Annotated in this window: 22 protein-coding genes; 10 read left to right on the top strand and 12 right to left on the bottom strand. The window is 39.5% G+C overall.

What is annotated here, in order from left to right:
* Positions 1–40: 40 nt before the first annotated feature.
* Genes A9267_RS00685 through A9267_RS00675 form a run of 3 tightly spaced genes read left to right on the top strand, consistent with a single transcriptional unit; the run spans position 41 to position 3,173 of the window.
* Positions 41–637, top strand: a complete 597-nt coding sequence (locus tag A9267_RS00685; RefSeq protein WP_065107872.1) for a transglutaminase-like cysteine peptidase — start codon at positions 41–43, stop codon at positions 635–637.
* A 10-nt stretch (positions 638–647) separates the two neighbouring features.
* Complete coding sequence (locus tag A9267_RS00680) at positions 648–2,708, top strand: bifunctional diguanylate cyclase/phosphodiesterase (RefSeq protein ID WP_331711987.1); 2,061 nt, start codon at positions 648–650, stop codon at positions 2,706–2,708.
* A gap of 21 nt (positions 2,709–2,729) precedes the next feature.
* Positions 2,730–3,173, top strand: a complete 444-nt coding sequence (locus A9267_RS00675; RefSeq protein WP_065107870.1) for a hypothetical protein — start codon at positions 2,730–2,732, stop codon at positions 3,171–3,173.
* A 77-nt stretch (positions 3,174–3,250) separates the two neighbouring features.
* Here the strand turns inward: A9267_RS00675 and A9267_RS00670 are convergent, their stop codons facing one another.
* The 9 genes from A9267_RS00670 to speE all read right to left on the bottom strand — a co-directional run bounded on the left by A9267_RS00670 (position 3,251) and on the right by speE (position 11,396).
* Positions 3,251–4,129: a putative ATP-dependent zinc protease gene (locus tag A9267_RS00670; RefSeq protein WP_055023323.1), complete on the bottom strand. Its 879-nt coding sequence runs from the start codon at positions 4,127–4,129 to the stop codon at positions 3,251–3,253.
* Positions 4,130–4,169: 40 nt separating this feature from the next.
* The gene (locus A9267_RS00665) at positions 4,170–4,520 is read right to left on the bottom strand and encodes a DUF3802 family protein (protein ID WP_055023324.1); all 351 of its coding nucleotides are present in this window, start codon (positions 4,518–4,520) and stop codon (positions 4,170–4,172) included.
* A gap of 53 nt (positions 4,521–4,573) precedes the next feature.
* The gene (locus A9267_RS00660; protein ID WP_065107869.1) at positions 4,574–5,164 is read right to left on the bottom strand and encodes a YceI family protein; all 591 of its coding nucleotides are present in this window, start codon (positions 5,162–5,164) and stop codon (positions 4,574–4,576) included.
* A gap of 90 nt (positions 5,165–5,254) precedes the next feature.
* Entirely contained in the window at positions 5,255–5,704 is a 450-nt protein-coding gene (locus A9267_RS00655) for a YaiI/YqxD family protein (RefSeq protein ID WP_065107868.1), read from the bottom strand.
* A 53-nt stretch (positions 5,705–5,757) separates the two neighbouring features.
* Positions 5,758–6,396 (bottom strand): pyridoxamine 5'-phosphate oxidase, encoded by a 639-nt coding sequence (gene pdxH, locus A9267_RS00650; protein WP_065107867.1) that lies wholly within the window; start codon positions 6,394–6,396, stop codon positions 5,758–5,760.
* A 235-nt stretch (positions 6,397–6,631) separates the two neighbouring features.
* Positions 6,632–7,564 (bottom strand): agmatinase, encoded by a 933-nt coding sequence (gene speB, locus A9267_RS00645; protein ID WP_065107866.1) that lies wholly within the window; start codon positions 7,562–7,564, stop codon positions 6,632–6,634.
* Positions 7,565–7,595: 31 nt separating this feature from the next.
* Positions 7,596–8,525, bottom strand: a complete 930-nt coding sequence (locus A9267_RS00640) for an adenosylmethionine decarboxylase (protein WP_055023329.1) — start codon at positions 8,523–8,525, stop codon at positions 7,596–7,598.
* Positions 8,526–8,576: 51 nt separating this feature from the next.
* Positions 8,577–10,490, bottom strand: a complete 1,914-nt coding sequence (speA, locus tag A9267_RS00635; RefSeq protein WP_055023330.1) for a biosynthetic arginine decarboxylase — start codon at positions 10,488–10,490, stop codon at positions 8,577–8,579.
* A gap of 27 nt (positions 10,491–10,517) precedes the next feature.
* Entirely contained in the window at positions 10,518–11,396 is an 879-nt protein-coding gene (gene speE, locus A9267_RS00630; RefSeq protein ID WP_065107865.1) for a polyamine aminopropyltransferase, read from the bottom strand.
* A gap of 489 nt (positions 11,397–11,885) precedes the next feature.
* Between speE and A9267_RS00625 the strand changes: the two genes are divergently transcribed.
* The 4 genes from A9267_RS00625 (at position 11,886) to A9267_RS00610 (ending at position 15,302) form a co-directional block, all read left to right on the top strand.
* Positions 11,886–12,719: a CvfB family protein gene (locus A9267_RS00625; protein ID WP_065107864.1), complete on the top strand. Its 834-nt coding sequence runs from the start codon at positions 11,886–11,888 to the stop codon at positions 12,717–12,719.
* 77 nt (positions 12,720–12,796) lie between these two features.
* Positions 12,797–13,456 (top strand): YceH family protein, encoded by a 660-nt coding sequence (locus tag A9267_RS00620; RefSeq protein ID WP_065107863.1) that lies wholly within the window; start codon positions 12,797–12,799, stop codon positions 13,454–13,456.
* A gap of 113 nt (positions 13,457–13,569) precedes the next feature.
* Positions 13,570–14,403 carry an ABC transporter permease subunit gene (locus A9267_RS00615; protein WP_065107862.1) on the top strand — a complete coding sequence of 278 codons (834 nt, stop codon included), beginning with the start codon at positions 13,570–13,572 and terminating at the stop codon, positions 14,401–14,403.
* The gene (locus tag A9267_RS00610; RefSeq protein WP_065107861.1) at positions 14,400–15,302 is read left to right on the top strand and encodes an ABC transporter ATP-binding protein; all 903 of its coding nucleotides are present in this window, start codon (positions 14,400–14,402) and stop codon (positions 15,300–15,302) included. The genes A9267_RS00615 and A9267_RS00610 overlap by 4 nt, the downstream gene beginning before the upstream one ends.
* Positions 15,303–15,875: 573 nt before the next feature.
* On the opposite strand, the gene A9267_RS00605 is transcribed toward A9267_RS00610, so the two are convergent.
* The 3 genes from A9267_RS00605 to A9267_RS00595 form a co-directional block, all read right to left on the bottom strand.
* Positions 15,876–16,082 carry a cold-shock protein gene (locus A9267_RS00605; protein ID WP_012155714.1) on the bottom strand — a complete coding sequence of 69 codons (207 nt, stop codon included), beginning with the start codon at positions 16,080–16,082 and terminating at the stop codon, positions 15,876–15,878.
* A 278-nt stretch (positions 16,083–16,360) separates the two neighbouring features.
* Complete coding sequence (gene rlmA / locus A9267_RS00600) at positions 16,361–17,179, bottom strand: 23S rRNA (guanine(745)-N(1))-methyltransferase (protein WP_065107860.1); 819 nt, start codon at positions 17,177–17,179, stop codon at positions 16,361–16,363.
* 98 nt (positions 17,180–17,277) lie between these two features.
* A complete protein-coding gene (locus A9267_RS00595; protein ID WP_065107859.1) occupies positions 17,278–18,258 on the bottom strand; it encodes a hypothetical protein in 981 nt (326 codons plus the stop codon).
* Positions 18,259–18,408: 150 nt separating this feature from the next.
* Between A9267_RS00595 and sbcB the strand changes: the two genes are divergently transcribed.
* The 3 genes from sbcB (at position 18,409) to A9267_RS00580 (ending at position 21,586) form a co-directional block, all read left to right on the top strand.
* The gene (gene sbcB, locus A9267_RS00590; protein ID WP_065107858.1) at positions 18,409–19,821 is read left to right on the top strand and encodes an exodeoxyribonuclease I; all 1,413 of its coding nucleotides are present in this window, start codon (positions 18,409–18,411) and stop codon (positions 19,819–19,821) included.
* 53 nt (positions 19,822–19,874) lie between these two features.
* The gene (cdd, locus tag A9267_RS00585; RefSeq protein ID WP_065107857.1) at positions 19,875–20,765 is read left to right on the top strand and encodes a cytidine deaminase; all 891 of its coding nucleotides are present in this window, start codon (positions 19,875–19,877) and stop codon (positions 20,763–20,765) included.
* Between the two features lie 197 nt (positions 20,766–20,962).
* On the top strand, positions 20,963–21,586 hold the full coding sequence (locus A9267_RS00580; RefSeq protein ID WP_065107856.1) for a LysE family translocator: 624 nt from the start codon (positions 20,963–20,965) through the stop codon (positions 21,584–21,586).
* Position 21,587: the final 1 nt, after the last annotated feature.

Here is a 21,587-nt window from a genome sequence, read left to right as displayed (position 1 = left end):
CAAAGCGCTTAGTGTTGTAAGTCTTATTAGTTTGACTTGCATGGCTACGGTTGCCGATTACTTTTTTACCGACAATTTTTATCAAGACATTGAAAACCGTTATGGCATTAACAGTGTTCAAGATTTTAAAGACTGGCAACAATTGATTGAAGATGGTGAAAATTTAGATGACTTTAGCCGTCTCAATCTGGTAAATCAATTTGCTAATAGAAAGATAAGGTATCGCTTAGATATTGATCACTGGGGTAAAAGTGATTACTGGGCAACACCTATCGAGTCTTTAGGTACCCGAGGTGGGGACTGTGAAGATTATGCCATTTTTAAATTTTTTACTTTAAAGGCAATGGGGGTTGATGAGTCCAAACTGCGTTTAATGTACGTTAGAGCATTAACGATAAACGAGCCCCATATGGTTTTAGTCTATTTCGAAAACTTGAGAGACATGCCATTAGTATTAGATAACCTTAAAACTAAAATTTTACCAGCCAATAAAAGAACTGATCTGAAGCCGATATATTCATTTAATGGCCAAGGTCTATGGCTAGCAAAGGCTCAAGGACTTGGAAATGCTAAACCGACTAGTACCGGTAATAAAAATTGGACCGAGTTACTCAAACGAATAGAACAAGGCGATTAAGAGGTATAACTTGAATTTTTCAAATGGACTTTCACTCAGAGCACAACTTTATATCTTGGTTTCAAGTTTATGTATTTTTACCTTGAGCGCGTCTTTATATAATAATGTATCAAACATGCAAGATTATCTGAATGATCAGCTGGCCTCTCACGCACAAGGGGCTGCGCATAATCTAGGGTTATCTATTTCACCATACATGGATGAAGAAGGCTTAGTGACAGCAGAGATAATGACTAATGCCATTTTCGATTCAGGTTACTATCAATTTATCCGATTCACTGATTTTGATGACAATATTCTATTTGAGCGAACGAACCCAACGTTAGCTCACCGAGTACCACAATGGTTTATGAACTGGTTCACATTACAACCTCCTATCATGCAAAGTGAAGTGAGTGACGGTTGGCGATTAGCTGGAATATTAAAAGTACAATCTAATGCAGGGACATCCTACACAGCACTTTATGATCATAGTATCAGCGCATTAAAATCGACACTTTTACAGTTATTCATTGCCCTAATCTTTTCATACTTCATCTTAAAATCGGTGCTTATCCCGCTGCTTTCTATTGAAAAGCAAGCAAAAGAAGTGACTCAAAAACAATTTAATTTTAACCCTTCGAAGCCTTTTACAACTGAGTTACGTACTGTTGTCAATGCTATGAATACCATGGTTGCCAATATTCAGCGTTCCTTTTCTGAACAAACAGCACTTGCAGAACAGCTATCACAAGAAGTATATGTTGATTCGTTAACTCATCTCCCTAACCGCAGAGCACTGCTAAAAAGATTTGATTCGTTACAAGCTGAAGCCCAGATACAAGGGGATCGTTTTTTTGTCAGTTTAGTATCAATGCCCTCACTCCAATCAATTAATAGTAATGAGGGCTATGGCAGCGGTGATAGCTATATTAGTGAAGGATCGGAGCTGCTTTTATCTCTAAGTCATAATATAGAAGGTATCGATGTATATCGAATTTCAGGTTCTGAATTTGCAATTCTGGCTTATGTCACTGAAGAGATAGCAAATGAATTTAGCCAAAATATGCTAGATGCCTTCAACATTGCCAATTCCTCTCGTTTCGAAGAGGGTTTTGCTAACCAAGTTATTACTAAAGTGTCGTTAACAGATTCTTTTACCGACGTTACAAAGCGTTTAGATACATTACTCACACACGACAATTACTTAGCTTCTCCGATGACGACCAATATTGCGACTCCCAACGAAGCACGTTCGCGCTCCGAATGGGTCAATATTATTTCTGAGTTCACTGACTATTATCAAAATGAAATAGCAGATGCGAGTAGTGCTGATTTCAGTATTAAATGCATCCCATTGGAAAAATTATTTGATCTCACTATGCAACCTGTAGTCGATAAAGATAATAATATTTTATATGTTGAGTCTTTTGTTCGCTTTAAGCATAACGGTAAAGAGCTTCCCACTGTTGATGTTTTTGCCATGGCAGAACGCCTTGGATTACTCGATAACTTAGAGCGTGCTGTTGTAAGCTTTATTTTTCTCAAACTACAACAAATTAAGCAAACTACTGTTGCCATCAACATCAGTAATACAGCCCTCCATGATGCTAACTTTCATCAATGGTTATTTACTTTATATCGCCAATTGCAACACCGCTTACCGCCAATTTTATTTGAATTTAATGAAACAGCAGCTATGGTATCGCTAAATTCCACGAAGCAATTTATCTCTCAGGCGAAAAGTGCTGGTATTGGGATTACGATCGAAAGATTTGGCTCTAGTTTGACCTCTTTCCAATATATAAAGAATATGGACATCGATTTTGTCAAATTAGATGGCAGCTATATCCGAGACATAGAGCAGGCAGATACGCAATTTTTCATTCAAACGGTGACACAGATTTGTCACGGCATTGGAATCGATGTTATTGCACCACAAATCGAAACAGAACAAGTATCACAGCACTGTTTACACATGAATATTGATGGCCTTCAAGGCAACGGTTTATTCGCTGTGAAGAATTTTAATCATATTGATGGACTAACAATCAATACTGCAACCATGCTAGACTTAGCAGACTTTAATTAATCTATTTATCGAGGAACGATAATGTTAAAGCAAAAATTATTAGCATTAGCTATATCTTCACTATGTATATCTGGAGCATATGCAGAAGTGAACCAAGAAGAATTCACTGCTGGTTTGGTCACTGCCTCTGCTGAAGGCAATTCCCCTGCGCAGTACGCTCTGGCTCAAATGCAAAATAATCCTGCTGATAGTGCCGACATACTTGGTTTTGCTTTAATTGCTGCTGATAGCGATATGGCAATCGTTAAAAGTGTCCTAGCTGCAGCCCTTGATAGTGGAATGGATCCAGATGAAATTCTAGCTATCGCGCTAGCCAATGGCATTGACCCTTCTATCGTTTCTGAGGTTATCGAAGAAACTCAAACTGCAGCGGGTGCATTTGCACTGGGCGCAGCCCCAACACCAGGTGCACTAGGATTAGGTGGCGGTTCTGGCGGTGGTGGCGGAACAATTTCGGGTAACTAATCGCCTTACACAAAAAACCTGCATTATGCAGGTTTTTTTGTACCATTTTTAATATATAACTATCAAAACTGAATTAACTACATGTCCACATCAACAATGTAATGCCCCTGAAGCCAATTGCGACCAATAAGTAATTTGTAGGTCATTTTGCTTCGGTCCCTTAAGTTAACATCGACTTTGAATTCTTGACCTGGTTCACCAATGGTTAACGTCACCATATATCTAATTTCACTACCCTGAGCATTACGAATAAGTGACGTGCTATGAATTCTTGCAGTAACGTCTACTGTTTCATTTTTCTCATTCATGGTTGTAAATGTCACATCTTTACCGACATTGTTTTCCATGTTTTCTTTATCTTCATCTTTAATTCTTAAGTTTGTTGCATGAAGTGAATTCTCTACCGCACCAGTATCAATACGAGTATCAAACATCAAACCAGACTCAACAATGCTAATGCCCGCTGTTGGACCGATAAATTTTTTTTCTGAAACATCAACCACATACTTTCCTTTAAGCCAATTACGACCAATAAGTAGTTTGTAATCCATGGTTGTTCTATCTCGTAAATTAACCTTAACTTTACGCGTGTTATCACCAAACTTAATCGGTAACTTTACTGCATAACGTGTTTCTGTACCTTGAGAGTTACTTACCGTAGATGTACCAACAATTTCAGCAGTAACAACTTGCTTCTCGCCTTTTTCATTAAACGTAGTGAAAGTAACGTCTTTACCCACATTATCTTTCATTTTAGTTGCGCTGCCACCAGCAACAGAAATATCTAATGCATGTAATGATGAGTTCACTGCACCGGTATCCATTCTTGCCTCAAACACAATGCCATCAGCACTAACTGACATCATCTCAGTTTGTCCTAAGACTTGTTTGTCTACAGCAAAACTTGAAAAAGAAACTCCACCTATTAATAGTGCGGCAATGACAGATTTAAGCATTTGGATTCCTAATTATGACTTTTAAAAACAAGGAGCGGGTTTATCGTAAAATTTGTTCGATTTCTTTATCAAAAAGGTTTTTGATTAAACCAGAAAACTCTGTAATAAAAACTGATTGCTCTGGCGTGGCATTATGGCTAGCTACACTTGCTAAAATTTCTTCAAGATCATAGACAATAGCGTCGATTTCTCGAATCACTTTATTACGTTGCGCGAAAGATAAATTAGGGTTTTGACCACAAACCATGATGATTTGTGCAGAGAGTTGATCTTCAAATAATTCCATCACCGTTTGATTATTGATGCTGGTATCTTCTGAAGCTTCAAATAAACCAAGGTGTTCTGTTAAATATTGAATTAAGTGAATATAGCCGTCTTTATCAGTGACCATTAAATGCCCTATTAACGTGGCTTAAGCTGTTAACTATAAGCCACATTGTATAATTATTGAGACAGAGTGAGTACAAACGATACGGGAACAGCTAAGCTTATACTGCTTAATCCAGCTATTTCACGTAATTTGTTAACCCCTTCTACTAAATCGAAATCATTCGCCTGTACAATGACTGGCGCTAAACTGCTTACTACCATTTTGGTATCAGAAAGCTTTGCCACCAATACATCAAACGACATTCGGCGGGTTTTACCATGCAAATCAATTGTGCCATCAATTTGTGTCATTAACGTTGAGCCGACACTCAAATCTGCCAGCAATTTCGGGTTAATCACTGAATTTAATTTCACTTGTGGGTATTTAGCCACTTCGAATAACATGGTTTGCATTCTTTCATCACGTATTTCAATCCCTGTATCTACACTGACTAATTCAATCGTTAAATTGAATGATCCTTCAGGGGTTAAGCTGCCACTGACCTGTTTAAAGTCATGTACTTCTGCAATATCGCCTTTTTTAACAGAAATAAAACTGACCTTTGAGTGTCCTTGCTTGACCTGCCAGTCAGCGGCGAACGCCGATGCAGATAATAGCGCTGTTGACACTAATGCCACTGGTAACGCTGTTAGCCATTTTTTCATCATTAATCCCTTTTGTGAATAAAAACAGTTAAATTATAGATTAAAATTTATTAACTCGGCTGGAATCAGCCAAGCTATTATTTTCTGAACTTATAAACGGCTCAGCCATTTATCTAACGCCTGTGCAAATGCATGTTTATCTGCCTGAGAAAAGCTATTTGGTCCCGTTGTATGGACACCACTGCTGCGAAGCTCTTCCATAAAGTCTCGCATAGTTAATCTTTGTTTTATATTGTCAATAGTGTATATATCACCTCTTGGATTAAACACGACAGCGCCTTTGTCTATCGCATCTGCAGCCAAAGGAATATCACCAGTGATCACCAAATCACCCGCGTTAAGCTGCTCAACAATGTAGTTGTCTGCTTCATCAAAGCCAGAGCTCACTCTAACAACAGAAATATTAGGTGAAGCAGGTACTCGAATTAACTGATTAGCAACAAGTACGAGAGGAATCGTTTTACGGTCTGCCGCTCTAAATAACATGTCTTTTACTGGGTTTGGGCATGCATCTGCATCAACCCATATTTTATGGCTCATTTTTTCTTCTTTAAAGTAAAGTCTGGCTCATTAATCTGGCTTCCCTAAGAAAATTAAGGCGCTAATCTATCGATATTCCAACCGGATGGTAACTTTTGATATATAAATCGATCATGTAAGCGTTTTTCACCGCCTTGCCAAAACTCGATACTTTGCGGCTTAACTCTATAGCCTCCCCAAAACTTGGGAAGTGGCACATCGCCTTTTGCAAACTTGGCTTTCATTTCGTTAAATTTGGTTTCTAATGCTTGGCGTGCACTAATTTTACTTGATTGATTTGATACCCATGCAGCAACTTGGCTATCTTTTGGCCTTGTCATAAAGTACTTAGTCACTTCCATCATCGATAATGGCTCAGCTTCTCCGGTAATAGCCACTTGGCGCTCTAGAGGATGCCATGGGAACAATAAGCTGGTTTTTGCATTATTCGCTAAATGGGTGGCTTTTCGGCTTTCAAGGTTGGTGAAAAATACAAAACCATCATTATCAAATTTTTTTAATAACACAATGCGCTGAAAGGGTTGACCATCAGCATCCACTGTCGCAACACACATCGCAGTGGGATCTGTTAACTCAGCATGTTTAGCCTGCTCAATCCACTTTTCAAATAACACAAGTGGGTTTTCAGGTAAGTCTTTGCGGCGTAATCCACCTTGAGTATACTCTCGGCGGATATCAGTTAAATCATTCATTAATATCCCTCTTTTATTCTCATCATTATACTCAAAGATACTGATATATGATCATTCCATACTGGATAAATTCAAGGAACCATTAAGCTCGACGATTCGAGTCATTTCAAAAGGCTTCACTCTGAATATAGCCATAACACGGCGCCTGCATAACGACGCTAAATAAGGTTCAACCTCTAAAATATAAAAAAGCCAGCAATAATCGCTGGCTTTAATCTAGCTATAAACCTTGGTGCTACTTTTTCACCAAACCTTTACCTTCTGCCCATACGTGCAGCATTTCTAGTCCCAGTGTTGCGCCTGCTAGCGCGGTAATATCAGCAGAATCATATGCTGGAGCAACTTCGACTACGTCCATTCCGACAATGTTCATGCCACGTAATCCACGAATGATTTTCATTGCTTTATCACTTGTAAGGCCACCACACACTGGCGTACCAGTACCTGGCGCATAAGCAGGGTCTAAACAGTCAATATCAAATGTGACATACAAAGGCATATCACCTACCCGCTGTTTAATTTGCGCGACGATTTGATCTGCAGTTAACTCATTCGCTTGTGCTGCATCAATAACATCAAACAAGTGCTCCGCTTTGTTGTACTCGGTTCTGATCCCCACTTGAATTGAGTTTTCAGGCGCAATCAAGCCTTCATTAGGCGCATGATAAAACATGGTGCCATGATCATACTTACTACCTTGGCTATATGTATCGGTATGAGCATCAAAATGCAGCAATGCCATTTTTCCGTACTTTTTGTGATGAGCACGTAGCAAAGGCAATGTCACAAAATGGTCACCACCAAAACTTAGCAAGGCTTTGTCACTCTCTAAAATGCGCGTTGCAAATGCTTCTAGACGAGTCGTGAAATCTTCTTGATCGCCACAATCAAAAACTAAGTCACCCGCATCAACGACATTAATGGTTTCGCTAATAGAAAAATCCCAAGGCCAGCGAGTCTCCTCCCAAGCCAGGTTAACAGATGCACGGCGAATGGCTTCAGGTCCCATACGCCCGCCAGAGCGGCCTGTCGTTGCCATATCAAAAGGTAGACCGATGACAACAACATCCGCATCGGTTTCTGTTGGTTTAAAATTTAATGGCTGACGTAAATATCCAAATGCATTGGAATACAGTGAATAATCTGCTTTTTCAGCAAAAGTGCTCATATAACTCTCCGTAAAGGCAATAAGCCAATAACTACAAATATTCTGGGATCAGTACTTCATGACAAAGTTGCTGATAATGACTGAAATCAATGTTGTAACCTTGTTCGGTTGCCAAAGAGCAACTGCCTAAACAAAGGTGAGCAGGAAATCCTTGGGTATTCTTAGGTGAATTAAACCCRATCACATCCCAACTGCCAGGGTTCAAAATTGACAGTAAACGCGCATAAATATCGACACTGTGATTGGCCAAATTAACATTGGTTTCAAGGCTCACATAAGAGCTTTTCTCTTGAGGTGTGATATGAATAGTAAAATATTCATTGCCTTTAATGCCGTTAATTGAATAACCAAATGGCTCAAATAAAAAGTCATCAACAGCGAAATCAGGAAACAGTTCAGATAACGCTAATAAATCCCGTATACCTTGTTTACTTTGGTTTACGCCACGTAAATAATCCGCAGCCTTACCGTTAATGTGGTACATGAGTAATTCATTGGTTACGTCTGAATCAGGTGCAATAAATGGCCGCTTTGTACTGAACATATAGTGGTGATGTGAATCTAAGTGGCCAATTCGATATGCATTTCCTGCAATTGTTTTGCGTATTTTTTTCAAGTCATCTTGAAAAGAGCTTGATTGTAAGTGAGACAAATATTCATTTTTACGTTGGTAACTGGCAAATGCAATAGACTCTTCACCAACATGTTCGATGAATGACATCACAGCATCAGCCAGTGTTGTAGTGCCGCAGGTTAACATTACAAAACGGTCTTGCCAGACAAATAAACTAGACTCGCTGAGTAAATAAGCATCGCAGTCTTCATTACTGATCGATGACAGAATTTCTGCATTAGCGCAGGCGACAATATCAGCCCAGAATGCTTGTCCAAATTCACGTATATTCAAAGATGAGTCAGCAATAATGACTTCAATCTTTTTCTCTGAACCTTCAAAAAACATATTAAAACCTACAAAAGCAGAGCCATTTTATCGGCTCTGCGGGTACTCGTATTACGAAAAATCTTCTAAATAGGTATAACCTTTAAGACCTAACTGTAACTCTTCTAGTATTGATGTTCTTTCATCCTCAGCAATATGCTGATTGACCAATTCTTCATAAGTTCGCATAAACGCAACGGCGTCTAAGTTCACATAGCGAAGTACATCAGCAACGGTATCACCAGCAAGAACTGACTCAATATTTGGAATACCGCTTTCTTCAACCCTAACGACAGCAGAGTTGGTATCACCAAATAAATTGTGCATATCACCTAAAATCTCTTGATAAGCACCAACCATGAAAAAGCCGATCAAATAAGGGCTTTCAGGTGTCCAAGCAGGAACAGGTAACGTAGTCTCAATACCTTGACCGTCTACATATTGATCAACAATACCATCCGAGTCACAGGTAATATCTAACATCACAGCCCGTCTTTCTGGTGGCTTATCAAGTCCGCTCAATGGCAAAACAGGGAATACTTGATCAATCCCCCATGCATCGGGAATAGATTGAAATAAAGAGAAGTTTACAAAGAACTTATCCGCTAACTTTTCATTCAACTCATCAATAATGGGTCTGTGATAACGGTTATTATTACTCAACAAACTCTTAAGAGCATGACAAACACGCAAGTTAGTTTGCTCAGCCCAAGCACGTTGCATTAATGTCAGTTGCCCGACAGAAAATAACGAGTGCGCTTCAGCAATATCGCTTTGAGTATCATGATAAATCTCAATAATAGCCCGATTATCAGGACGCTCACTCATATCAGTCCAAGACATCCACATATTATGAAGTAGCTGCGGCGCATCTTCCTCAGGCGGTTGAATGTCCTCAGGCTTGTATGATTCAGTGCCAATAACGTCAGTGATTAACACCGCGTGATGCGCTGTTAAGTGACGACCTGACTCAGAAATAATACGTGGCATTGGCTGCTCATATTCATTACAAATATCAGTTAACACATTGACGATATTATTGGCGTATTCAGTCAAACCATAATTCATCGAGTTATTACTTTGACTTCGAGTACCGTCATAATCTACAGCTAAGCCGCCGCCCACATCAAAGGTATCGATAAGTGCGCCCATTTTACGCAACTCACAGTAAAAGCGGCCAGCTTCACTTACACCTTGGCGAATATCTCGAATATTGGCGATTTGCGAACCCAAGTGGAAATGAATTAATTGCAGCGAACTCATCATATTGAGCTCTTCTAATTCATTAAGCACCTTAAGCACTTGCGCTGCAGATAAACCAAACTTTGATTTTTCTCCACCGCTGGCTTGCCACTTACCTTTGCCTTGAAAAGCAAGTCTAGTGCGGATACCCAGTCTTGGCGTCACTCCCAAATTTTTAGATTCTTCAAGAATCAACTTAAGCTCAGAGATTTTCTCGATGACGATGTAAACTTTATGGCCAAGCTTTTCACCGATGAGTGCTAAACGCACATACTCTTTATCTTTGTAACCGTTACAAACGATAACTGAGCTGGCTTTTTGCGCCATAGCAAGTACGGCCATTAACTCAGGCTTACTACCTGCTTCCAGCCCTAGTTGTGGCACTTCCTTTGACTTTTGGCTAGCCAAAATCTCTTCAACAACGGTTTGCTGTTGGTTTACTTTAATCGGATACACTAACAAGTAATCATTTTGATACTCGTATTTTTGAATCGCCGCATTAAAGGCATCACATAAGTTTTCAACTCTGCGATGTAAAATTTGTGGGAAACGCACTAAAACCGGTAAAGCAACCCCTGCTTTAACCATATCTTTAGCCAGCTCATTTAATCCGATAGTGCATTCTGGTTTATTCGGATCAGGGGTTACTGTCACCTCGCCACTATCATCAATACCAAAATACTGTTGACTCCAATGTGTCACGTTATAACTTGCACGAGCATTTTCGATAGACCAATCTTTCATATTATCCATTCCGTCTATTCAAGCAGATTATGCAGTTACCGACTGTGCGGACTTCACTGCAGTTTCAACAAAAGCGGGCAAAGCAAAGCTCGCCATGTGTAGAGCTGGCGTATAATACTGAGTGCTAATATTCGCCTTTTCAAAACGTTGCTTGAGGCTAGTCAAGTCAAGTTCTCTGGCCGATACATCATCAGTTGCCCAAGCAAACGCCATTGTGCCACCAATATAAGTAGGTACGGCAGCATTGTAAAACCAGCAATCTTTTACATAAGGACTTAACCGCCTTACTGTGTCTTGTAATTCTTCTGGTTGCATAAATGCAACCCCATTTTGAGCGACAAAAATCCCTTTTTCAGTGAGGCATCTTTTACAGTTTTCATAAAATGCAGAGCTAAATAATACTTCGCCAGGGCCAATAGGATCGGTGCAATCTGAAATAATTACATCAAATTGCTGCTGACATTGCTCGATAAAATGCATTCCATCATCAATCACTAACGATACTCGATCGTCATCAAATGCGCCCTGAGAATGTTGTGGGAAATAGGTTTTACACATTTCGACTACGTTAGCATCGATTTCTACCATAGTAACCTGCTCAACGTGTTTATGCTTCAGTACTTGGCGCAGCATACCACCATCGCCGCCACCAATAATCAACACCTTTTTAGCATCACCATGAGCAATAATAGGCACATGAGTCATCATTTCATGGTAAACAAATTCGTCTTTTTCGGTAGTCTGAATTGCACCGTTTAACGCCATTACACGGCCAAAGTGTTTATTTTCAAAAATACTTAAATGCCACTGTTCCGTTTTCTGTTCAAAAAGAACGTGTTCAACTTCAAAGTATTGGCCATAAGCCGGATGTAATGTTTCGTAATAAATATTTGATTTGTTTAGCATGTATATTGTCCAACGTTGTCGCTAATATCCAGACATTAACAACGTAGATTTAAGTAAAAATAACAATGTCGACTCAATTCAACCACGATGGTGATTGAGTCTCTATCCATGAGCTTCGATTCTTTGGTAGCCATAACAGTTAATCCGTCAAGCTAAACCCGACTTTTTCAAACTCTAAAACACTCATTGAGCTCAAACAAAAAAGCGGCGCAATTAAACCCTGCAAACCAGTATAATGCAAGTAAGAAAAACCTATTTTAGTATAAATTTAATTCAATATTTCTATCATCGCTTTGACATATGTTTTTTTTGTTAAAAACCAGTCATTTCGCAATCTTTTTTCTTTATGAACAACTGCATTTATTTAACGAATTGCACGCCTGTTACTGATTATATTTGTTTAGTTGGCTAACCCAAGTTACATGCCTTGCATATTGAGTATATAATTAGCGTGTTTTTACATTATCTTTAAGTCAAATAGAGTCAACAATGATACAAATCGGAAAGCGTTATTCTTTAGAAGTCGTTAAGCAAGTTAGTTTTGGTGTATATGTTAATGCCCAAGAGTTAGGACAAGTATTACTACCAAACAAATTTGTGCCTAAAGACTGTCAAGTCGGCGACATGGTAGATGTCTTTCTGTATCTAGATTCTGAAGACATTGTTATTGCAACAACCCAGAAACCTTATGCTCAAGTAGGCGAATTTGCTTACCTAGAAGCAATTGCAACAGGACCTTATGGTGCCTTTTTGGATTGGGGACTAGAAAAAGATTTACTTCTGCCTTTTGGTGAACAGCACCGTAGCATAGAAGAAGGTAAATCTTATTTAGTGTATGTCCATGCCAATCATGTTGATGAACGTATTATGGCGTCATCTAAAGTGGATAAGTTTTTAGATAAAACCCCGGCTGAATACACCGTAGGTCAACAAGTCGACCTTATTATTGGTGGCACCACCGATTTAGGTTTCAAAGCCATCATTAATAACGCTCATTGGGGCGTGTTATTTCAAAATGAAGTATTCCAACGTCTAAGTTTTGGTCAATCTATCAAAGGTTATATCAAACAAGTACGTGCTGATGGCAAAGTTGATTTAATTTTACAAAAAGCTGATAAGCAAAACCTTGATAGAAATGCTGAAACGATTATTAATAAATTGCATCGCGCAGGTGGTTTTTTACCGCTCAATGACAAAACCGATTCAGCAATCATTTATGATCAGATGGCGATGAGTAAAAAAGCATTCAAGCGCAGTATCGGCGGTTTATTTAAAGCGGGCCAAATCAGTATCGAGGATGATGGCATCAGATTGCTCAAATAGTCTACAATACTGCTGAATTATTTGATAAAAAGCATGGTTCTGTTATAACAAACCATGCTTTTTATTTGGAGTAATTTATGGAACTTAGCAATCAAGAAGCCCGAGTCATCGGCTGTTTATTAGAAAAAGAAATTACTACCCCAGAACAGTACCCGCTTTCAATCAATAGTTTAACTATGGCATGCAACCAAAAAAGCAGCCGTGAACCAGTGATGAGCTTGTCAGAGCGAGAAACTCAAGACATCATCGATAGCCTCACTAAAAAACGTCTTATCAGTGAACAAACAGGCTTTGGCAGTAGAGTCGTTAAATATAAGCATCGCTTTTGTAATACTGAATTTAGCGACTTACAGTTTTCTGCAGAACAACTAGCCGTCATCATCGTGTTATTGCTACGTGGCCCACAAACGCCAGGGGAGCTCAAAACACGCTGTAATCGACTATTTGATTTTGAGAGCCCACAACAAGTTGAAAGCGCCCTTCACTCTTTAGCCTCACGAGATGAACCTTTAGTTGTGCAACTTCCTCGTGAAGCCAATCGCCGAGATAGCCGCTATGCTCAACTCTTCTCTGATAAGCATTATCTAGAACAAGGGACAACGCAATTTGAAGTCAATACAGCGCCAGCAGCAAAAACGTCTACGAACCAAATACTGCAAGAGCGAGTAACCACTTTAGAAGAACAGGTCGCCGATTTGACAAAGCGCTTATCCGAACTTGAACAACTACTTGATTAAGCTAATGAGTAAAAAGTACAAAGTAACATTGGCTTAACAATAATTAATCTCTAAAGCATGAGCCATAGCGTATGATGGCTTTTCTTTTATCTCTTTCTCAAGGAAATGTGTAAATGGACTCAACACCCAGTTCATCGTCTTTGCGTCAAACCTGGCTAATTGCCAGTTATGAAGTTAGCAAACGATTTACCAATACCAAAGGTATTGCAGCGCTTATCGCTTTTTCATTACTTTGGACGATAATATTATTATATCCAGTTCAAAGCGCCTCAGTTTATATGCTAGAGCCTGGTTTTAAAGAACTGGTGCAACATATTTATGGCCCAGATGCACTTAATCAATTATTTAGTTGGAAAGTCGCTGAGTTTGCTGTGTTTTGGTGTATTGCCTTATATGTCTTTCCAATGTTCAGTATTTTCATTAGTGCCGATCAATTCAGCTCAGATAAGCAGCGTGGCTCATTCCGTTTTTTAAGTTTACGTGTCAGTCGTGACAGTATCTTCTTTGGCCGTTTTCTTGGACAAATGCTAATCCAAAGCTGTTTGCTATTACTTACCATTCTAGCGACGATAGTATTGGTTCTCAGCCGTGATACAGACTTATTTATGGACGCTTTAGTCAGCGCAGTGTCAGTATTCATCAATGTCTTTATTGCTCTGCTACCCTATACAGCCGTAATGGCCGTTTTGTCTTGGTATGCCAGTAGCGCAAGACAAGCTAGTATCTACGCTATTATTTTAGGCCTTGTCAGCTTTATTCTGATCGCAATTATTAATAGCCAATTACCAGCCCTGTCTTTCTTAAGCTGGGCACTCCCAGGCTCTCAGCTATCTCTCATGATTGATACTCAAGGATTGCAATCATTAATGTACGCACCAATACCTCTTATTCAAGCTGTCGCAATTCTTATCGCTGGGCGTATTTACATGCAACGGAGTGCATTATGAAGCTAATTACATGTGAAGGTGTCAGCAAACAATACGGCACAAAAACGGCGCTAAACAAGATTAACTTGTCCTTAGACACCGGAGCACCAATTGCGCTAGTCGGCCCGAATGGTGCGGGTAAAACAACGCTATTTAGCTTACTTTGTGGTTACATTCACCCATCTGAAGGCAAGATAACGATTTTAGGTGAAAAACCGGGTAGCCCGCAGTTACAAAACCTGGTATCAGCTTTACCCCAAGATGCCGCATTAGACCCCAATTTTACTGTTATCTCGCAGTTAACCTTTTTCGGGAAGCTGCAGGGTTTTAACAATCAAAAAGCTAAGCAAGAAGCGTTGAGAGTCTTAGAGCTTGTTGATTTGTCATCTGCCGCTTTAATGCTACCAAAAAGCTTAAGCCATGGTATGAGTAAGCGTGTGTCAATCGCCCAAGCATTAATTGGCTCCCCGAAGTTAGTTTTACTGGATGAGCCTACTGCTGGTTTAGATCCCGCTAATGCCAAAAAAATCCGCCAAATCGTTAAGGATTTATCACCTAAGACGACCTTTGTCATCAGTTCTCATAACCTTGAAGAACTTGAAAAATTATGTGATCAAGTGTTGTACCTCGAACAAGGAGAGCTTCAACAATCGGTTTCTATGAAAGCGGATGCAGAAACCGCCTTCTTAACCCTTACGATGCTAAACGCTGACATTGAGCAACTGGCTGATAAGGTCAGAGCGTTACCCAATATTCTTAATGTCAAAATGAATAATGATGAGCAACTTATCATTGAGCATCATATTGATACGAGTTTACGCCTAGAAATGTCACTTTTGGCTCTATTTGTTGACAACAACTGGCAATATAAGGCCATGATGAAAGGAAGAAGCTTAGAGGAAACCTTATTCTCAAGTTAAATTAACTAGTCAGCTTGTTGTTTTTAGAGCCAATAAGCACAATTACTGTTTATGACTATTCATATTTAAAAAGCCTGGTAATCTCTACTGGGCTTTTTTATGTCACCTTCACGTCAACATTGGCAAAACACTAATAACGGCCGAAACACTACTTCTGACACGCGACTAATAACTGAACTGACAATGACGACAGTACAACAATCAACAATCAACAACAAAATATGCATCATAAGCTCAGCTTTTGGCGGTGTTAGCCAAGTAACATGACTAAAGGCGTTAGCAAACTTAAATACTAGCCATACAAGGCCACATAGACTCATAAACAATGATGAACGGCGTATTATAGAATGCGATAGCCTGTGTTATATCAATGCTGCTAAAGACGGATAGGAAGAGTATTAAGGAATTTATAACAATGCTTTTAAAGTCATCGATAAAGCCATCGATAAATTAATAAAAGGTCTAGCGACAAAAAGCGCGATGAAGATGACCCGTTATACTTTTTCAGGCAAAAAAAAACTGCAGTCATAGACTACAGTTTTATTTAATTATACTAGCCGAAGCTAGGAATAATTAAACTACAGTTACGTTCTCAGCTTGTGGGCCTTTTTGACCTTGAGTAACAGTGAACTGAACTTTTTGACCTTCGTCAAGAGTTTTGAAACCGTCTGAGTTGATAGCACGGAAGTGAACGAATACGTCTGGGCCAGACTCTTGCTCGATAAATCCGAAACCTTTGTCAGAGTTGAACCACTTAACAACACCAGTAACTTGAGACATGATATAAATCCTGTATATATAAATTAAAGCCTTAACGGCGGTAGAGCTGAAAATGCCGGTTTTACTTATGTTCACAGGACGAAACTGGTCGTATTGAAACACATAAACTAAGCCCAACCTTCAAGCCCGATAGATTATGAACCTTTTTGCGGGTATGTCAACTAACATCAGCATTTTAATTCAATTAGTTATTACCATGCCCAAAATTCATGAATTCGATAGCTGTTTCCAACTAAATATCAGATTCAAAAAGTAAAATAGCAAATTTAAATGACAAATCAATTACGTTGATGAATTTCAATACTAAAGTCTAACTCACAGCTAAGTCCTTGATCTGCAATTTGGGTCTTTTGTTCTTGCGTCAACTTCCAAGCATAAGGGGTCATGTTTAAAAAATGTTCAATATCAACAGGGTCAGATAAATCCAATTGATAGCAAAGCCTTTCGTTATGCAGACAAGTAAAACCTTCAAGCTCTGCCTTTGAGGCTTCATGTGGTTTAGGCTCACTATAAATGATTTTTTTCATCGCGAAATGGTGCATAGGACCAGGAGATACAGTAATTAGTACGCCATCTTGTTTGATCGCCCTTTGTAACTCATCCAGTTTAGAAGGCGCATAAATTCTCATCGCTAAATCAAATAACCCGTCTTCAAAAGGCATTTCATAGGCACTGGCTACACAAAAATGTAAATCAGGGTAGCGTTTGGCGGCATACTTAATTGCAGACTTAGAAATATCCAGCCCTTGCAGTACACAATCTACTTCCCTTGTCTGCGCCATGGCTTCAAATAGCCGATGACTGTAGTACCCTTCTCCACAACCTATATCTAATATATTTTCAGCATTAGCTGCGTATTCAGTCGCAAGCTCATTTACCCTATCACTTAGTTTTTGGTAGTAGCCTTTATTTAAAAACTCACGACGGGCAAACATCATCGTTTTATTGTCGCCAGGGTCTTTTGAGTTCTTTTTCTGCACAGGCAATAAATTAACATAACCTTCTTTTGCACAATCAAATTGATGACGGTTTTCACAAGACCATGATTTGGCATTTAGGGTAAGCACCGTGCGGCACAAAGGACAAATATATTGCATTTTTTACTCAACAAGGAATTGAAATAACGGTTACTCAACAAGAGCAACGTTTAACATGACACTAAAAATGACAATGGTACGCAATGAGCACCCAAAAGTCAGTTATCTTCGGTTAACTTATCAACCATCAAACTCACATCTGCAGGAGCAAGTAACGCAAAGCACTCTAATTTACGTTGTAAATCTTCAACATCTTTGGACAATTCATTTGCTGCTGATGCGTAATTAGTTCGCTGCTGTGATTGACTATACGTTCGTAACAGCCATTGTTGTTTATGATTAAGTAGATTATCAAGCTTTAACAATTGCGCTGCGATAATGGCGTGAACTTTATTTCTTTCTTCAGATAAATAGTGGCTAATATCAGCACGTACTTGTTCAATTTCACTAATATTCAAAGCGATAGTTGCTGGAGGTTCTTCATAATCAAAGTTTCTCGCTAAAATCGCTTTAGCCATGATCAATTCTTTGGGTTCTTGATTAAGGCGTAAATCTTTCTCTAGTGTAATCGCTTCACACACCGATTGTTCATATTCAATGACGACACCTAGAGCAGAGTGAATAAAAGAAAACGTTAATGTAACGCCTTTTCTTAGCATGGCGGCAGATATTCGTGGCGCTATACCGACTCTGGCATACAAGCGGCAACCTTGACCTAATGATCTTGTTACTTTACCGAGATGTTTACTGACGTCACATTGATGATAAATAGTGCCAGAGCTGGGGCTTGTGCCAGGAACAGAATTTAGCGAATAACCTGCTGACGTTGTTGCCTCACTCGCTTTATTAACTTTCCCTTGGTCAAGTTGCTCTTTATCAAGTCTGTCTTGGCCATGAGTATCTTTGTCATCCAAGCTTTCAACACGATTGACAGTAAAAAAAGGCTGGCAAGTGAGAATGATGCTAGCTCCCTGCTCATTTGTATGAGAGGGTAACTCACTAATAATAATTTCTGCCAAAGGCTGACTCAGCGCAGGAAGCAACACAAAATCACTGACATCATCAGCCAAAGAGACCAAAATAGATTGATTTGGCTTTATTTCATATTGTATTGGTTGGCTGAATAGATGGTTGTACATATAGACTCCGATGACGTTATATAAATTGTAACCATCAAACTGACTTACGTCACCTACTTAAAAAGCGTTCAATCACTAACGCCCCCTGTAAACATTAGTAATTAACAGTGTTAAGATATTTGCAATCGAAAAATAGGATAACTCTATATTATGGCAAGCGCTTTTCAACCTACCCTTTTTTGGCACGATTATGAAACATTTGGGGTGAGTCCAGCAAAAGACCGTCCTTCGCAATTTGCAGGCATTCGAACTGATTTAGATCTTAATATCATTGGCGAGCCAGAAAACTTTTATTGCAAGCAATCAACAGACTACTTACCTGCCCCAGAAGCCATTTTAGTGACAGGGATAACGCCACAGCTTGCGAATCAAAAAGGCATGGTTGAAACTGAGTTTATGGGGCGCATTAATGCCATTTTCACTCAACCAAATACCTGTGTTGTTGGGTATAACTCATTACGATTTGATGATGAAGTCAGCCGTTATGGTTTTTATCGCAATTTTATTGACCCTTATGCACGTGAGTGGCAAAACGGTAACTCACGCTGGGACATTATCGATTTAGTTAGAGCCTGTTATGCATTCCGTCCAGAAGGGATTAATTGGCCGCTTAAAGAAGATGGTTCACCTAGTTTTAAATTGGAGCATTTAACCCAAGCTAATGGGTTGAGCCATGAACAAGCTCATGATGCTATGAGCGATGTCTATGCAACGATTGCTATTGCAAAACTCATCAAAGAAAAGCAGCCTAAATTATACGATTACTATTTTGAGCTTCGAAATAAGAAAAAAGTCGCAGAATTAATCCAAGGCGACTTCATGCAGCCGCTTGTTCATGTGAGTTCAAAGATTAGCGCTGCCAATGGTTGCGTCACTTTAATTGCGCCTGTAGCACCTCATCCAACGAACAAGAACGCGATGATTTGCATTAATTTGGCAATGGATTTAAGCCCGCTCATTGACTTAACTGTGGCAGAAATCGTCGAACGTATGTATACACCTCGAAGTGAATTAGCCCCAGATGAGCAGCCAATTCCACTAAAGCAAATACATTTAAACAAATGTCCGTTTATTGGTACTCCTAAACTACTATCAGAAGCCGTAGCACAAAGGCATCAATTTGATATGGATTTTGCCCGCAGCCAATATAAATTATTCAAACAGCACCCTGAGCTTCGCGATAAAATGCAAGCGGTTTTTGATGTAAATGATCACCCTGCAGTAACCGATCCTGATTTAATGCTCTATAGCGGAGGCTTTTTTAGTCACGCCGATAAAGCCAAAATGGAAATGATCCGCAATACCAAAGCCGAAAACCTCGCCGCTCTTAATCTCGACTTTGACGATCCTAGGCTCAGTCAAATGTTGTTTCGTTATCGAGCCCGTAATTACCCTGAAACATTGAGCCATGATGAATCAATGCAATGGCGAGAGTTCTGTCAGCAACGCCTTTCTGATGCTGATTATGTGATAAACCTCGAAAACTTATTAGAAGAAACCAGCGAGAATGAACACAAACAAAAGTTATTAAAAGCCCTATGTTTATATCTGCAATCTCTTTAAGCTTTTATCATTAACTTACTTTGTACTTATTGTATTAATAAAAGGAATTGGTCATGCAAAATCGTTTCATTGATAGCATCACCCAACTGCCCAAACCACTGGCAACAGCGCTTATCCCATTACTTAATGATGATTTTTGTGGGCACATCGATGCGAATCAACTGACGGAACTTGTCAATGTCAGTAAAATGACAGAAGAAGAACTTCTATTAAGTTTACTGCCAATCGCTGCAGCACTTGCCAAACCAAGTATCAGCGAGTTTTATGTTGGTGCAATCGCTAAAGCTGAAAGCGGCGACATATACATGGGGGCTAATTTTGAATTATCTTCTGAAGCGCTATTTCACACGGTACATGCCGAACAAAGTGCAATCAGCCACGCCTGGCTAAACGGCGAACAAAAAATTATTGATATCGTCGTCAACTTCAGTCCTTGTGGCCATTGTCGTCAGTTCATCAATGAATTAGTCAGCGGTATCGATATTAACATCCACTTACCTGGTCAGCAGCCACAGCAATTAGCACACTATCTACCATATGCATTTGGGCCAAAAGACCTACAAGTCACTAAGCCACTGTTATCAAAAAGTCATATCGAATTTAGTTTACAGTCAGATGACCCAATGATCATCGAAGCTGTCGACCAAGCAGGTTTAAGTTATGCCCCCTATACGCAAAACTACGCAGCGGTAGTTATTGAAACAAAAGACGGTAAAACATACTGCGGCCGGTACGCAGAAAACGCGGCATTTAATCCGTCAATGATGCCAATGCAAATGGCGTTATCAAACTTAATTCGCCACAACAGAGACTACAGCGATATTAATCGAGTGGTATTAATAGAATCATCTGCCGGTAAAATCAGTTTAGCTAATGCCACTATGGATACACTACAAGCTGTTGCCGCAATTGAGCTTGAGCATATCGTTGTAGACCCAAGCTAGACAGATCATTTTGCTGCACGTTAATTGAAATTACACTGAATTAGCCTTTCTTAGTTTCGATATTAAGAAAGGCTTTTTGTTACCAATCATTATTTAGCACCTCGAAGGCACGTATTCACTTTTTTGTTTGCACAAAAGCTGTAAAGCCTTACACTCTTGCTCTTCTCATATAAGAATTGATTTAAGAACTCTAGCCCATGCCTGATTTAGCAATACTTGCTGTATTTATTCCAACATTCTTTTTTGTTTCTATTACGCCAGGAATGTGTATGACATTAGCAATGACACTCGGCATGAGTATTGGTGTTAGAAGAACGCTGTGGATGATGGCAGGTGAATTAGTGGGTGTTGCTTTAGTTGCTATTGCTGCGGTTATGGGCGTTGCCAGCGTCATGCTCAATTACCCAGATGCCTTTGCCATTTTAAAATGGCTTGGCGGCGCTTATCTTGCGTATATAGGTGTTAATATGTGGCGTTCGAAAGGCAAAATGGCCATTATTGAGGGGCAGCAAACAGACAAATCGATTAGTAATATTGCGCTAATTTCCCAAGGGTTTGTCACAGCAATTGCCAATCCCAAAGGTTGGGCATTTATGATTTCACTTTTACCTCCCTTCATCAGTGTTGATAAAGCTGTCGCACCTCAGTTGTTTTGGCTACTTGCGATTATTATGCTGACAGAAAGCGTATCAATGCTCGCTTATGCCAGTGGCGGTAAGAGTTTAAGAATGTTTTTATCTCGGGGCGATAACATTAAACTGATGAACCGTATTGCCGGCAGTTTAATGATTTGCGTCGGTTTTTGGCTAGCACTTGGTTAAA

The sequence above is a fragment of the Shewanella sp. UCD-FRSSP16_17 genome, from assembly GCF_001675935.1.
GTDB lineage: Bacteria > Pseudomonadota > Gammaproteobacteria > Enterobacterales > Shewanellaceae > Shewanella > Shewanella japonica.
Note: the sequence above shows the minus strand (reverse complement) of the source record. Positions and strands in the feature narration are given on the sequence as shown.

Excerpts from the sequence above, each read along its gene's own strand:
- A9267_RS00605 (WP_012155714.1), bottom strand. The coding sequence starts at position 16,082 with ATGTCTCAAGTTACTGGTGTTGTTAAGTGGTTCAACTCTGACAAAGGT.
- A9267_RS00665 (WP_055023324.1), bottom strand. The coding sequence starts at position 4,520 with ATGGTCACTGATAAAGACGGCTATATTCACTTAATTCAATATTTAACA.
- A9267_RS00595 (WP_065107859.1), bottom strand. The coding sequence starts at position 18,258 with ATGTACAACCATCTATTCAGCCAACCAATACAATATGAAATAAAGCCA.
- A9267_RS00660 (WP_065107869.1), bottom strand. The coding sequence starts at position 5,164 with ATGAAAAAATGGCTAACAGCGTTACCAGTGGCATTAGTGTCAACAGCG.
- sbcB (WP_065107858.1), top strand. The coding sequence starts at position 18,409 with ATGGCAAGCGCTTTTCAACCTACCCTTTTTTGGCACGATTATGAAACA.
- A9267_RS00580 (WP_065107856.1), top strand. The coding sequence starts at position 20,963 with ATGCCTGATTTAGCAATACTTGCTGTATTTATTCCAACATTCTTTTTT.
- A9267_RS00625 (WP_065107864.1), top strand. The coding sequence starts at position 11,886 with ATGATACAAATCGGAAAGCGTTATTCTTTAGAAGTCGTTAAGCAAGTT.
- A9267_RS00615 (WP_065107862.1), top strand. The coding sequence starts at position 13,570 with ATGGACTCAACACCCAGTTCATCGTCTTTGCGTCAAACCTGGCTAATT.
- rlmA (WP_065107860.1), bottom strand. The coding sequence starts at position 17,179 with ATGCAATATATTTGTCCTTTGTGCCGCACGGTGCTTACCCTAAATGCC.
- speB (WP_065107866.1), bottom strand. The coding sequence starts at position 7,564 with ATGAGCACTTTTGCTGAAAAAGCAGATTATTCACTGTATTCCAATGCA.
- speE (WP_065107865.1), bottom strand. The coding sequence starts at position 11,396 with ATGCTAAACAAATCAAATATTTATTACGAAACATTACATCCGGCTTAT.
- A9267_RS00670 (WP_055023323.1), bottom strand. The coding sequence starts at position 4,129 with ATGCTTAAATCTGTCATTGCCGCACTATTAATAGGTGGAGTTTCTTTT.
- A9267_RS00655 (WP_065107868.1), bottom strand. The coding sequence starts at position 5,704 with ATGAGCCATAAAATATGGGTTGATGCAGATGCATGCCCAAACCCAGTA.
- pdxH (WP_065107867.1), bottom strand. The coding sequence starts at position 6,396 with ATGAATGATTTAACTGATATCCGCCGAGAGTATACTCAAGGTGGATTA.
- A9267_RS00675 (WP_065107870.1), top strand. The coding sequence starts at position 2,730 with ATGTTAAAGCAAAAATTATTAGCATTAGCTATATCTTCACTATGTATA.
- A9267_RS00685 (WP_065107872.1), top strand. The coding sequence starts at position 41 with ATGGCTACGGTTGCCGATTACTTTTTTACCGACAATTTTTATCAAGAC.
- A9267_RS00610 (WP_065107861.1), top strand. The coding sequence starts at position 14,400 with ATGAAGCTAATTACATGTGAAGGTGTCAGCAAACAATACGGCACAAAA.
- A9267_RS00620 (WP_065107863.1), top strand. The coding sequence starts at position 12,797 with ATGGAACTTAGCAATCAAGAAGCCCGAGTCATCGGCTGTTTATTAGAA.
- speA (WP_055023330.1), bottom strand. The coding sequence starts at position 10,490 with ATGAAAGATTGGTCTATCGAAAATGCTCGTGCAAGTTATAACGTGACA.
- cdd (WP_065107857.1), top strand. The coding sequence starts at position 19,875 with ATGCAAAATCGTTTCATTGATAGCATCACCCAACTGCCCAAACCACTG.